Source organism: Streptomyces sp. SP18BB07 (genome assembly GCF_036322545.1).
GTDB classification, from domain to species: domain Bacteria; phylum Actinomycetota; class Actinomycetes; order Streptomycetales; family Streptomycetaceae; genus Streptomyces; species Streptomyces deccanensis.
This window is the reverse complement of sequence record NZ_JAQYWT010000166.1, coordinates 1-13,012: the sequence shown is the minus strand read 5'-3', so window position 1 is coordinate 13,012 and position 13,012 is coordinate 1. Positions and strand designations below refer to the sequence as shown.

General features: G+C 69.3%; 10 protein-coding genes and 1 pseudogene. 7 read left to right on the top strand and 4 right to left on the bottom strand.

Features of this window, described 5'->3' with window-relative positions; all coding sequences use genetic code 11:
• The coding region (locus tag PUR53_RS01500) for an ATP dependent DNA ligase (protein ID WP_443080250.1) at window positions 1–193 on the top strand (193 nt) is incomplete at its 5' end.
• A 230-nt stretch (window positions 194–423) separates the two neighbouring features.
• Here PUR53_RS01500 and PUR53_RS01495 read toward each other — a convergent pair.
• Window positions 424–1,063 (bottom strand): annotated as a pseudogene (locus PUR53_RS01495) (transposase); the annotation flags it as partial.
• A gap of 575 nt (window positions 1,064–1,638) precedes the next feature.
• On the opposite strand from PUR53_RS01495, the gene PUR53_RS01490 reads away from it, so the two are divergent.
• The gene (locus tag PUR53_RS01490; protein ID WP_329901308.1) at window positions 1,639–2,517 is read left to right on the top strand and encodes a helix-turn-helix domain-containing protein; all 879 of its coding nucleotides are present in this window, start codon (window positions 1,639–1,641) and stop codon (window positions 2,515–2,517) included.
• A gap of 4 nt (window positions 2,518–2,521) precedes the next feature.
• Here the strand turns inward: PUR53_RS01490 and PUR53_RS01485 are convergent, their stop codons facing one another.
• From PUR53_RS01485 to PUR53_RS01475, 3 genes are all read right to left on the bottom strand, one after another.
• Entirely contained in the window at window positions 2,522–5,083 is a 2,562-nt protein-coding gene (locus PUR53_RS01485) for an excinuclease ABC subunit UvrA (protein ID WP_329907097.1), read from the bottom strand.
• A 100-nt stretch (window positions 5,084–5,183) separates the two neighbouring features.
• Window positions 5,184–5,615: a YybH family protein gene (locus PUR53_RS01480; protein WP_329901310.1), complete on the bottom strand. Its 432-nt coding sequence runs from the start codon at window positions 5,613–5,615 to the stop codon at window positions 5,184–5,186.
• A 62-nt stretch (window positions 5,616–5,677) separates the two neighbouring features.
• On the bottom strand, window positions 5,678–6,658 hold the full coding sequence (locus PUR53_RS01475) for an alcohol dehydrogenase catalytic domain-containing protein (protein ID WP_329901316.1): 981 nt from the start codon (window positions 6,656–6,658) through the stop codon (window positions 5,678–5,680).
• Window positions 6,659–7,251: 593 nt separating this feature from the next.
• On the opposite strand from PUR53_RS01475, the gene PUR53_RS01470 reads away from it, so the two are divergent.
• The 5 genes from PUR53_RS01470 to PUR53_RS01450 form a co-directional block, all read left to right on the top strand.
• Window positions 7,252–8,997 (top strand): CocE/NonD family hydrolase, encoded by a 1,746-nt coding sequence (locus tag PUR53_RS01470; RefSeq protein WP_329901311.1) that lies wholly within the window; start codon window positions 7,252–7,254, stop codon window positions 8,995–8,997.
• Window positions 8,994–10,652 (top strand): AMP-binding protein, encoded by a 1,659-nt coding sequence (locus tag PUR53_RS01465; protein ID WP_329901312.1) that lies wholly within the window; start codon window positions 8,994–8,996, stop codon window positions 10,650–10,652. Before PUR53_RS01470 ends, PUR53_RS01465 begins: the two co-directional genes overlap by 4 nt.
• Entirely contained in the window at window positions 10,649–11,482 is an 834-nt protein-coding gene (locus PUR53_RS01460; RefSeq protein ID WP_329901313.1) for an enoyl-CoA hydratase/isomerase family protein, read from the top strand. The genes PUR53_RS01465 and PUR53_RS01460 overlap by 4 nt, the downstream gene beginning before the upstream one ends.
• Window positions 11,479–12,237 (top strand): SDR family oxidoreductase, encoded by a 759-nt coding sequence (locus PUR53_RS01455; protein WP_329901314.1) that lies wholly within the window; start codon window positions 11,479–11,481, stop codon window positions 12,235–12,237. The genes PUR53_RS01460 and PUR53_RS01455 overlap by 4 nt, the downstream gene beginning before the upstream one ends.
• A gap of 615 nt (window positions 12,238–12,852) precedes the next feature.
• On the top strand, window positions 12,853–13,012 hold a 160-nt coding region (locus PUR53_RS01450; RefSeq protein ID WP_329901317.1), incomplete at its 3' end, for a DUF4158 domain-containing protein.

The following is a 13,012-nucleotide window of genomic DNA, read 5'->3' as shown; positions in this document are numbered from 1 at the left end:
GGTGGCCGCCTGGACCACCTGCCCCTTCACCCCCGCCCCCAAGGTGCCCGGAGCCCGCTGGGTCCTGCCCCGCCTCGTCGCCGAGATCACCTACACCACCCGCACCCGCGCCGGATACCTGCGCCACCCCTCCTGGCACCGACTCCGCCCCGACCTCACCCCCGACGACTCGCCTGAGGCCAACCGCTCCTAGAAGCGTTTCTCGGAGACTGCGACCGGTAGGCGTGCATGTTGAGGCGTCGCGCTTCCTGATGCGGGCGAAAAGCACGTGACTGTGTGCGGTCGCCAAGGGCATTTCCGCTCCAGATGCCGCCACGCGGTCGCGGACGATCACCAGAACGCAGAAGCCGTCAACCTAATCCCAGAACGTTGCCCCGCAGCTGGGGACACAATGTCCCCAGCCCTACTACTGACCTTGTCGGATTAGCTTCGGGTGCCGGGGGTGAGGGTCAGGCCGGTTTCGGTGAGGCAGCCGTCGATGAGTTCCGGCTGGCGCTGGATGTGGGCAAGGCCGCGGCGGAGGGTGCGGTGAGGTGGTCGGGGTCGGTGAACACGGTGTTGGCCATCGGGCCTCGCCGTAACGTAACAGGGACCAGACCCCTTCCACCGGGTTCAAGTCCGGGCTGTAGGAGGGGAGCTGGACGATCGTGAGCCAGTCGTGGCCTGCGGCGTAGTCACGCAGGCCAGCGGTGCGATGGGTGTTGAGATTCTCCCAGACGACGATGATCGCAGCGCCTAGCTGCAGGTGCGCACGGACCAGGAGGTCGCGGTAGTCCTGCCAGGTGAAGCTCTTGCGTGCACCCTTCAGAAGCGAGTGGAAGCGGGGCCGGTAGATCATCCGAGACCTCTCGCCGGGCCGGTAGCAGCACATCGCGGCAACCGAGATCCGCCGTCGGGACCGGCCCCTCACTCTCACCACGGGAGTCTGCCCGCGGCGGCCCCAGGTGCGGGTGTGTGGCGGCGTCATCGCGACCCGGCCTCGTCCTCGAAGACGATCCAGGCATGAGCGCCGCCGCGGTGCTTCCACCTGCGGCCACACGTCCTTCTTCCAGAGCTCAGTTGCCGCTCGCAATGTGTCCACCAAGGCTGCGAACTCCGAGGGGGGGCGCCAAGTCGCGCAGGGTGAGGCACCTGGCGGCCGAGGGACCCCCGCGCCTCCTTCGGCAGATCCGGGAGTTGGGCTGCACCAGCAGCGCCAACCTGCTGGTCCGCTACCTCAACCGCAGGTAGGCGACTACGAACAGGTAAAAGTCGGTGACGAGTCTCCTGGCGAGCGTCTTGTCGACGCCTGCCCCGCCCTCCAGCGTGATCCGATGTTCTTGTTCATGCGGTAGCCGGGGGTGATGTGACTGCTGTTTTCCCGGAGAGCGTGGGCCTCGCCGGCCCTGGGGACCTCGGTCATCAGTATGAACACCTTGCCTCGTACCTCGAGAGGTGGCGGTCAGGGGCGTCGGCCAAGGGGACGCTGACGGCACGCCCCAACCTTTTCTCTGACGTGGCGCAATGGGCGTAGGCTGCGGACACGTGATGGTCGGCAAGCGACACCCCACGCGTTCTTCACAGGCCGGACGCAGCGGCCAGGCCGCGGTTCCGCTGTACGGTTTCCAGCCCCCGGTCGGCACTCCGTATGGCCTTGAGGTGAATACCGTCGAGGACTTCTTCGCCCAGCACGACGACTGGCCCTGGAATCCGCCCCGTCCTGGCCGTGCCACTTTCCACTACCTGATCCTGGTGACCGAGGGTGAGCTGCTCCACGATGTCGACCACGTCACGCGGACCGTTGCCTGCGGCCAGTGGCTTTGGGTGCGTCCCGGGCACGCGCAGTGCTGGCATCCGCCGGGTGCCGTCCGAGGCTTATTCATCCTGTTCGAGCCGGACGTGCTGACGTCCGACACCGCCCGCCTGCTGGCCCCCCTCACCGCGCACGAGGCCCCTGCCGTGCTCAGCCCGCACCCCGATGACGCGGCCTGGCTGCGGCAGACGGCGCTCCAACTCCTGGACGAGCACCGTGCACTGGGGCGCCGCCGGCTCGACGTTCACCACGCCCTGCGGCGCAGCCTGCTCGAATCGCTGCTGCTGCGCCTTGCCAACTCCCCGGACGTCACCGCCACCGGCGCGGCAGCGGGCGGCACGGGCCGCAGCGACACGTACGCACGTTTCGTGGACGCCCTGGAGCTGCACTTCCGGGAACTGCACCGGGCCGCGGACTATGCCGGGCTGCTCGGCTGCTCGGTCCGCACCCTCAGCCGCGCGGCCCGGGACGCCACCGGCAAAGGGGTGCGTGAGGTCATCGACGAGCGGCGGCTGCTCGAAGCCCAGCGCCTGCTTCGAGGCGCCGGGTGGGACGCTCGGGCTGTGGCCCTCCATCTCGGCTTCACCGATCCAGCGAACTTCGGCCGCTTCTTCCGTAATCACACCGGTCTCACACCGGCCGCCTTCACGGCCCGCGAAGCCAGGACCGGCATGTGCGGCGGGCGCGGCACAAGCCCGCATCCCCGCGGCCCTCGGGCCCGGTAGGCCGTCACGGCTGGCCTGAGGGTGCGAGCACCTCGCGCAGGTAGCGGCCGGTGACGCTGTCGGGGCTTTCGGCGATCTGGCCGGGGGTGCCGGTGGCGGTGATGCGTCCGCCTGCCTCGCCGCCGCCGGGGCCGAGGTCGATCACGAAGTCGGCGTTGGCGATCATGTCGAGGTCGTGCTCGATGAAGACGACGGTGGCCCCGTTGTCGACCAGCCGCTGCAACACGCCGAGGAGGACGCGGACGTCGAGCGGGTGCAGGCCGACGCTGGGTTCGTCCAGGACGAACAGGGCGTCGTGCTGGTCGCGGTCGAGCTCGGTGGCGAGCTTGAGCCGCTGCGCCTCGCCACCGGACAGGGCGGGAGTGGCCTCGCCGAGGGTGAGGTAGCCCAGGCCCAGGTCGACGAGCGTCTGCAGGCGGGAGCGGACCTTGTTCAGGTCGCCCGTGTGCTCGACGGCCTGGGTGACGGTGAGGGCCAGCAGCTGCGGCAGGGTCAGCCCGTCGTCCGTCTCGCCTCCGCGCGGCACCCGGCGGACGGCGTCGGCCTCAGGGGCGTAGCGGGAGCCGTCGCAGTCGGGGCAGAGGATGTCGACGTCGGGAAGGAACTGGACGTCGAGTTCGATCTGGCCGGTGCCTTCGCAGGTGGGGCAGCGCAGGCTGCCGGTGTTGTAGGAGAAGTCCCCCGCTTTCAGGCCGCGTTGCTTCGCCGCGGGGCTGGCGGCGTAGGCGCGGCGCAGGTCGTCGAGGACGCCGCTGTAGGTGGCGACGGTGGAGCGGACGTTGATGCCGATGGGGGATGCGTCGACGACGTTGACGCGCGTGATGCCGTCCGGGGCGATCTTGCGGATGTGCTCCGGGAGGGGCTGCCCTGCGGCGCGCGCTTTCAGTGCCGGGACCAGGCTTTCCAGGACGAGAGTGGTCTTGCCGGAGCCGGAGGCACCGGTGACGGCGGTGAGCCGGCCGCGCGGAACGGACAGGTCGAGGGCGTGGACGGTGTGCAGCGGCGCGGTGCGCAGGTGGATGCGGCCCGTGGTGAACACGTCGTCGGCGTCGGGCCGGGGGCGGACGAGGATCTCTTCGCGGCCGGCGAGGAACCCCGCGATCAGGGACGCCTTGCTGCGCTCCACGTTCTTGAGGGTGCCTTCGGCGATGACGGTGCCGCCGTCGCGTCCGGAGCCGGGCCCGATCTCGATGAGGTGGTCGGCTTGGCGCAGGATCTGGATGTCGTGGTCGACGACGATCACCGAGTTGCCGTCCGCGAGCAGGCTGCGGATGACGCCGAGGAGGCCGTCGACGTTGGCGGGGTGGAGGCCGATCGAGGGCTCGTCCAGGACGTACAGGACACCCGTGGTCCGGTTGCGGACAGCGCGGGACAGCGCGACGCGCTGGCGTTCTCCGGTGGACAGGGTGGCCGAGGCGCGGTCGAGGGTGAGGTAGCCCAGGCCGAGTTCGATGAGCCGCTGGGCGGTGGCTGCCATCTGGGAGACGATGCTCTGCGCCATGGAAGCCATCGGTTTCGGCACGGTGGCGGGGATCGTCCGCACCCACGCGGTGACGTCGTCGAGGGTCTTGGCGGTGGCGTCGGCGAGGTCGATGCCGTCGACGAGGCTGGAGCGAGCCTGCTCGCTCAACCGGGTGCCGTGGCAGTCCGGGCAGGTCTGAACGCTGAGGAACCTGTCGACACGGTCGAGCCCCTTCTTGGTGGTGGCCTTCTTCAACGCCTCCTCGACCGTCTGGCGGGCGTTGCGGTAACTGGCGTTCAGCTCGAAGAGCTTGCCGTTCTTGGCCGGGTACAGGATGACGCGCTTGACCGGCTCCCCCTCGAAGACGATGCGGCGTTCGTGCTTCGTCAGCTTCGAGAACGGCACGTCGGTCCGCACGCCGAGCTCGGCGGCCACCTTCGGCACGGCTGCCAGGCCGAACATCTGCCACGGCAGAACCGCGCCCTCGTCGATGGTGCGTGAGGGATCGGGTACGAGGGCGTCCTCGTCGACCTCCCGCACGGTCCCGGTGCCGGAGCAGCGCGGGCAGGCACCCTCGCTGTTGAAGGCGTACGACTCCGCACTCGGCGGCCCGAACACCACCTGGCACTCGGGGCAGGTCAGGGGCAGGTCGAGGGCGACGTCCATGGTCGGCTCCAGGCGGTGCCCGTTGGGGCACTGGTGGTGGCCGAGCCGGGAGAAGATCAGGCGCAGGCTGTTGAGGAGTTCGGTGGAGGTGCCGAACGTGCTGCGCACCCCGGGAATGCCGGGCCGTTGGCGCAGCGCGAGCGCGGCGGGCACGTGCTCGACGCTGTCGACGGCCGCGTGTGCCGCCTGGGTCAGGCGGCGCCGGGTGTAGGTGGACAGAGCCTCCAGGTAGCGGCGCGATCCTTCGGCGTACAGCACACCGAGGGCGAGCGAGGACTTGCCCGAGCCGGAGACGCCGGCGATCGCGACGAGCCTGCCCAGCGGCACCGTGACGTCGATGTCCTTGAGGTTGTGCACGCGAGCCCCGTACACGGTGATCGCGTCCGGCGCGGCGGCCGCCGCGGAGTCTTCCGTCCCCTGCTTCGCAGGCTTGCCCACTGGTGGTCCTTTCGCTGCGCGCGATGGTCCGGACGGGATGGGTGACACCGTCACCCATCCCGCCACCTCCGATGAGGGGTGTTGCTTCGGAACCTGCCGGTCAGGAAGCGATCTTCTCCGTCACGGTCTCGGAGAACGCCCAGTTGGAGTGCACGATCCGCCACTGGCCGTCGATGAGCTTGTAGCCGTGGGAGGCGTTCCAGGCGCGCAGCTGCTTTTCCTCGCCGTTCTCGTCGAGAACGAAGGTGTTCAGGTTGTACCCCAGGACGGCGAGGTCGCCGTTGTCGCTGACGTGGACCTGCGGGTTGAGGTACTCGTTGCGGACGATGTGCGGGTTGGAGTAGATGGAGTCGATCCATGCGATGACCTTGTCCCGGCCGACCAGGATGTTCTCGAGGATCGGGTCGAAATAGCTCACCTCCTCGGCGAACGCGTCGAGGTAGCCACGGTTGTCGCCGACGCTCCACCGCTCGTTGAACGACTTCTCCAGCTCGATGATGGTCGTGCTGATTTCTTCCTTGTTGACGCCCATGGCGCCTCCTTTCGTGCATGCCGTGGCTGACTGTGAGCGCCACGGACCAGACAGGTGTTTCTTCAGTCGTCGAGCAGCACCACGTGCTTGCCCGGTGTGGTGCCGGCCTCGACGTCGGCCTGGGCATCGCGCACCTGCTCCAGGCCGTGGTGGACCTTCGCGACCGGCACCTTGAGCCGCCCGTCCGCGATGGCTTGCAGCTGCTGCTGGAACACCTCGGCGGGCAGGTCGGTGGCCTCGCCCGCATAGGCGGTCAGCCGCACCCCGCCAGGGATCATGAACGGGGTGAAGTCGGGGATCGTCCACTGGCCCGCCAGGGCTCCGGTGAAGCAGACGGTGCCGTGGCGGCGGACCGTGCGGAAGGTGTCGGCGAGGACCGAGCAGCCCACCAGTTCCAGTACGGCGTCGACTCCGTCCGGCATCAGCTCGCGCACCTGGTCGGCGATCGTGCCGTTGTCGACGAGAGGATGGTCGACGCCCACGGCCCGCAGTTCCCCCGCCCGGTCCTGGCTGCGGGTGGTGGACAGCACGGTGGCTCCGAGGTCCTTCGCGATCGTGGCCGCGCTCAGCCCGACCGTGGAGGTGCCGCCGCGGATCAGCAGCGTCTGCCCCGCCCGCAGACCGAGGCCCGTGGCGAGGGAGCCGTAGGCGGTCTGGAACATCTCCGGCAGCGCGCCGGTCACCTCCCATGGGAGGCCGGTCTCGAACGGGATGACCTGTCCCGCGGGGACGGTCACGTACTGCGCGTACGAGCCGTCGAAGGACCGGCCCATACCGCCCATCATGGTCGCCACCGGCTGCCCCGGGCGCAGCCCGCTGTCCTCGTCGGCCTCGTCGACCACACCGACGCCCTCGATGCCGGGGATCCGCGGGTAGGTGACCTCCGGGTCCGACTCGCCCTTGCGGGTGGTGACCTCGGACTCATTGACGCCGAACGCCCTCACCTTGATGCGCACCCATCCAGGCTGCCGCTCGGGCATCGGCACCGCGGTGACCCGCAGGGCATCCAGGCCACCGGGCCGAGTCACGACGACCGCTCGCATCGTCGCAGAGGCGGCGCCTGCGGACGCTGCACGCTTGTCCATGCCAGTTCCTTACCTATCGAGTACGACCCCGCAGGGCCGCCACGCCGGGACGCCCGCAGCGAGGCGGTCGCCGCAGCACCACTCGATCCTCTGTCGGCATACGCCGAATCGCTCAGTCGACTGCGGACATCTGGTGGTCAATGCGGGACACCCCGCCCGAGGATCGGAGGCGTCACCGGGCCGGTGTCCCAACCAGGGACTTTTGAGCGCCCGCCCCGACACCACGATGTCGGGGCCTCCTAGCTCCACGGCTTGCGCCGCCTACATGCGCCTTGGAGTAGCGCAACGGCATCTACGAACCCTTCTTCGGGCTCGCCGTCTGCCGGAGCGACCACCCCTACGTCCGATGGCTGGGAGGGCGGCAAGCCTCGGTGGCTTCTCCGGGCAGCTGCCATCGCTGGGCGCTCTGTCCGCCGAGCCCTCGCCATCGAACCCACGCAAGGGGGATAAGGCCACGGGTCCGCCTTCCGTGCGGTAATTGACAGGGTACGAAGGTACCTCTTAACGTACCCGCATTCGCCATGATGCCGTCTGCTCGATGAGGAGCACCGATGCAGCACCTTTACGACATTGACGTCCGGGTCCCGATGCGAGACGGCGTGGCCCTCGCCGCCAACGTGTGGCGTCCGGCCGAGGGGACGGCTCCGACGCTGCTCGTGCGCCTGCCGTACAGCAAGGACTCGACCATCCTCAGCCACAGTGTCGCGCTCCACATTCCGGCTCTGCTGGAGGCCGGTTACGCGCTGGTGGTGCAGGACTGCCGGGGTACGTACCGTTCGGAGGGCGAGTTCGTTCCTCATATGGCCGACCGGACCGACGGCGCGGACACCGTCGCCTGGATCACCGACCAGCCGTGGTCGGACGGCACGGTGGGCATGTACGGGGCGTCCTACCTCGGGATGGTCCAGTGGGAGACCGCCGTGACCGGCGCCCCCGGCCTCAAGGCGATCGCGCCCGCCTTCACTTCGATCGACAACTACGAGGCGCCCTGGTACGGCCCGGGCGGTGCGCTCTCGCTGAGCCTGGTCACGCTGTGGAACGCCATGATGTACGCGGCTGACGCGCAGCGGGCCCTGGCCCTCGGCGAGGACACCTTGTCCCAGCTCCAGGAGCTCGGTCCGGCAGCGCTGTTCCCTGAGCGTCTCAACGAGGTGCTGCCGACGGCCGAGGTCCCGGTCCTGAAGGCGTACGGGAAGTGGTGGGACGACTGGATGGCCCACCCCTCCCACGACGCGTACTGGGACGCCATGGAGCTCACGCCCGAGCTCAAGAACGTCACCGTCCCGGCGCTGAACATCGGCGGCTGGTACGACCTCTACATCGGGCAGACCCTGCGCACCTACACCACCGCCCGCCAGCAGGCAGGCACCGAGGGGGCGCGTGAGGGGCAGCGGCTGATCATCGGTCCGTGGGACCACATCTCCGCGGGTGGCGTCTATCCCGACCGGTCTTTCGGCCCGCTGGCCGACGCGCAGATGATGGGCCTGACCGGCCTGCATCTGAAGTTCTTCGACCGCTGGCTGCGCGGAGACACCACCGCACTGGACGGCGTGGCGCCGGTGAAGCTCTTCGTGATGGGCATCGACCAGTGGCGCGACGAGCAGGAGTGGCCGCTGCCCGACACACAGTGGACCGACTACCACCTCACCAGCACCGGCCGCGCCAACACCGCTGACGGCGACGGCGTGTTGACCACCGAGGCGCCGGCCGCTGCCGGCCACGAGACCTACCTCTACGACCCGCGCCGCCCGGTCCCCTCAGCCGGCGGGGCGTCCATGCCGACGACCCCAGGGTTCTGCGGCCCGGTCGACCAGCGCACGGTCGCCGCCCGCGAGGACGTCCTGTGCTTCGCCACCCCCGTACTCGACGAGGCCGTCGAGGTCACCGGCCCGGTCAGCCTGACCCTGTACGTCTCCTCGTCCGCGGTGGACACCGACTTCACCGCCAAGCTCGTCGACGTCTTCCCCGACGGCAAGGCCATCAACCTGTGCGACGGCATCCTGCGCACCCGCTACCGGGGCGGCCTCGCCACAGAAGAACTGATGGAGCCCGGCACGGTCTACGAGATCACCATCGACATGACCGGCACGTCCAACGTGTTCCTGCCCGGTCACCGCATCCGCGTGGACGTCTCCAGCAGCAACTTCCCCCGCTACGACCGCAACACCAACACCGGCGGCGTCATCGCCCAAGAGGGCGAGGAGCAGATGATCCCCGCGATCAACCACATCCACCACGGACCGAACCACCCCAGCCGTCTGGTGCTGCCGATCATCGACCGCAAGGACCAGTCGTGAGCGCCGCCGACCGGGTCGCCGAACTGACCGCGACCTTCACGGCGTCTTCCCTCGACGTGGCCCACCTGCTGTGCGACCGGCACCCCACCGACCGCGTCGCGTTCACCGTCGTCGACGGCGACGGCAGGGCTTCGACGCTGACCTTCGGCGAACTCGCCGCAGACTCGCACCGATACGCGCGGGCGCTGCAAGGGCTCGGCGTCGGGCCGGGTGACAGGGTGGCGACCCTGATGGGCAAGAGCACCGACCTGGTCACCGTGATCCTGGCGATCTGGCGGCTCGGCGCGGTCTACGTCCCGCTGTTCACCGCGTTCGCACCCCAGGCCATCGCCCTGCGGCTGGAGGGCGCGGGTGCGCACGTCGTGGTCGTCGACCCCGACCAGCGGCACAAGCTCGATCCGGGCCCCGACATGCCGGACGACCCCCAGCGCCGCGTCGTCGTCACCGGGACCGGCGCCTCGCGCGGTGAACCGGGCGCGGGAGACCTGTCGCTGGCCGACCTCGTCGCAGCCACGTCGCCCGAGCCGGTCTCGACTGTCACCACGAGCGGGGACGGGCCTCTCGTGCACATGTTCACGTCCGGCACCACCGGCAAGCCCAAGGGCGTCATCCACCCCGTCTCCTACATCGCCGGATGGCAGATCTATCTGGAGTACGGGCTGGGTGTGACCCCGGACAGCAGCTATTGGTGCGCGGCCGATCCCGGCTGGGCCTACGGGCTGTACTCCGCCATCGTCGCTCCGCTGGCCGCCGGTGTCCCCAGCCTGTTGCTGTCCGGCGGGTTCTCCCCCGAGACGACCTGGCGCACCCTCCTCGACCACCGGGTCACCGACTTCACCGCCGCCCCCACCGTGTACCGGGGACTGCGCTCCTCGTCGGTGCCGGTGCCACAGGGCTTGCGCCTGGAGCGGGCGTCCAGCGCGGGTGAGCCGCTGACCCCCGAGGTCAACGAGTGGGCCGCCACCACGCTCGACCTGTCCGTGCACGACCACTTCGGCCAGACCGAGGTCGGCATGCCCCTGGCCAACCACCACCACCCCGAACTCGCCCGCCCCCTCAAGACCGGCTCGATGGGCCGGCCGGTGCCCGGCTGGAGCCTCACCGTCCTCGCCGACGACAAGGACGAGCCCGCCGAACCGGACGTGCTCGGCCGCGTCGCGATCGACGTCGCGGCCAGCCCGCTGATGACGTTCCGCGACTACCAGATCCCTGGGCAGAGCGCTTCCAAGTTCACCTCCGACGGCCGCTACTACCTCACGGGCGACGCCGGACGCGTCGACGCCGACGGCGACTTCTTCTTCTCCTCCCGCGACGACGACGTCATCATCATGGCCGGTTACCGGATCGGACCGTTCGAGATCGAGAGCGTCCTCGCCCAGCATCCCGCTGTCGCCGAGTGCAGTGTCATCGGCGCACCCGACGACGTCCGCGGCGAGGTCATCGAGGCCTACGTCGTCCTCCGCGACGGCGTCGACGCCACGCCGGAACTGGCCACCGAGCTCCAGCAGTTGGTCAAGACCCGCTACGCCGCCCACGCCTACCCACGCACGATCCACTTCATCGACGCCCTGCCCAAGACACCCAGCGGCAAGATCCAGCGCTATGTGCTGCGCAACCGCCGCCGCACCGAACTCACCACCCCGGAGCCACGTTGACCGGCACGGAACCTCTCCACACCGAACCCCTGCTCGTCGAGCAACGCGGCCCCGTCCGCTGGCTGTCGCTCAACCGCCCCCAGCGGCGCAACGCCCTCGATAGCACCCTGATAGCAGCCCTGGACAAGCAGATCACCAGCGCCGAGGCCGACCCCGCAACCACGGTCGTCGCGGTGGCGGGCAAGGGACCGAGCTTCTGCGCCGGCGGGGACTTCCACCAGTTCCTCGAACTCCACGACCGGGGGGAGAACCCGGTCGGCTTCCTGACCGACGTGTCGGCCTGCTTCAGCCGAATCGCGGCCAGCCCGAAACCCTGGGTCGCCGTGCTGCACGGTCACGCCGTCGCCGGGGGCCTCGAACTCGCCCTGGCCTGCGATGTCGTCGTCGCCGCCGACACCACGCTCATCGGCGACGGCCACCTCCAGCGGCGCCTGGTACCGGCCGGCGGGTCCAGCGTCCGGCTGCCCGACGCGGTCGGACGGGGCCTGTCCCGCTGGCTCCTGCTCACCGGCGAACTGCTCCCCGCGACCGCCTTCGCACACACCGGCTGGATCCACGCGATCGTGCCCGAGGCCGACCTCGAAGCGACCGCCACCCGCGTCTGCCGGCAGTTGGCCGACCGCCACAGCCCCGCCCAGCAACACCTCAAGACGCTGCTACACCGGATCGACGGCATGGCCCCCGAGCAGGCCCTGCGCGAGGAACTGGCCACCTTCGCCGACAACTGGCCGGCGAGCGAGGTCGCCGACGCCCTGCGGGCCTTCCTCACTTCCCAAACCACGAAAGTGCCCACCACAGCGGCGCCCACCATGAAAGCGGACCACACATGAATCGCTACCAGGGACGCGTAGTCGCCATCACCGGCGCCGCACAGGGCCTCGGCCTCGCCATGGCCACCCGCTTCGCCGCCGAGGGCGCCACCGTCGCGCTGGCCGACGTCAACGAACAAGCCCTCACCGACGCCGCCGGAACCCTCACCGACGCCCACGACACAAAGCTCCGCACCGACGTCGTGGACGTGACCGACTCGGCCCAGGTCAACGCCTGGATCGAATGCGTCACCACCGACCTCGGCCGCCTTGACGTGCTGGTCAACAACGCCGGCATCATCCGCGACAACCGAATCGAGGACATCACCGACGACGACTGGCACGCCGTCGTCGACGTCAGCCTCACCGGCGGCTTCCACTGCGCCCGCGCCGCCTTCGGCCCTATGAAACGCCAGGGCTACGGACGCATCGTCAGCTTCTCCTCCATGTCCTGGCGGGGAAACTTCGGCCAGACCAACTACGTCGCCGCCAAGGCCGGCATCGTCGGCATGACCCGCACCCTCGCCCTCGAAGGCGCCCGCCACGGCATCACCGCCAACGCCATCGCCCCCGGCCTCATCGAAACACCCATGCTCGCCTCCATGAACGGCCCCGCACGCGACAAACTCACCCACAAGATCCCCATGCGTCACACCGGCCGCCCCGAGGACATCGCCGAGGCCGCGGCCTTCCTCGCCAGCGAAGCCGCCGGCTACATCACCGGCATCGTCCTCGACGTGGACGGCGGAATCTCCATCGGATCCTCAATCCGGTAGCGCCGCTTCGCCGGTCAGGCAGTGACGGTGGGCTCGCCGTCGGGGACCGTCACGGCCCACGCGGCGTTGGAGCGCGTATGGCGCGCAGTCCTTCCCCCAGGGGCGTGGGTCGATACCCGACCCACGGTGGGTTTTCCTCGTGAGCGGTGGGACGACGATGCCTAACCTCTCGAACCGGCGCGTTTGCTGGTCAGGATGTGCGGGCTGACGTGGGGCAGCACGTCGCGCAACTTGGTAAAGCGGTGAGCACCGCTTGGCCTTCGCACGCAACAATGTGGCACCATCCGCGAAGCCCTACCTGCGCGCGTGGTGTCTCCACCAGCAGCTCCTTCGTAAGCACCTACGGCGACAGCAGTCGGTGCGCTCGGCCGAAGGCACCGTCTCGGTGCTCGCCGCCGGGCTAGTGGACAGCGGCGTCTCGCACGCGGTGATCGAGTCCCGGTTTTACATTGCTACTGCCGAACGTGCTACGGGCTTGGGGAACATCGGTACAGCGGTTGGCGCTGAGAACGATCTTGAACAGCGAGCGGTGAACTTATAGCACGGGCGGTCTGCTTACGAGGGCCCTTCGGCAAAGATCCACGTTCTGTAGCGGCGGGTGGTTGGCTCCGCCGCATGCCGGTGGAATTTCTGGCGGATGACCAGGCCGAGGCGTACGGGAAGTTCGTCGAGGAGCCGACGCGTCCGGAGTTGGAGCGCTTCTTCTTCCTGGACGACGTGGACCGCGATCTGATCGCGCTGCGGCGTACGCAGTACCACCAACTGGGCTTCGCGC

What these genes read in the sequence shown, in the direction of transcription:
- PUR53_RS01480 (WP_329901310.1), bottom strand. Translation starts at nt 5,615, where the DNA reads ATGGGCGTCAACAAGGAAGAAATCAGCACGACCATCATCGAGCTGGAG.
- PUR53_RS01475 (WP_329901316.1), bottom strand. Translation starts at nt 6,658, where the DNA reads ATGCGAGCGGTCGTCGTGACTCGGCCCGGTGGCCTGGATGCCCTGCGG.
- PUR53_RS01470 (WP_329901311.1), top strand. Translation starts at nt 7,252, where the DNA reads ATGCAGCACCTTTACGACATTGACGTCCGGGTCCCGATGCGAGACGGC.
- PUR53_RS01455 (WP_329901314.1), top strand. Translation starts at nt 11,479, where the DNA reads ATGAATCGCTACCAGGGACGCGTAGTCGCCATCACCGGCGCCGCACAG.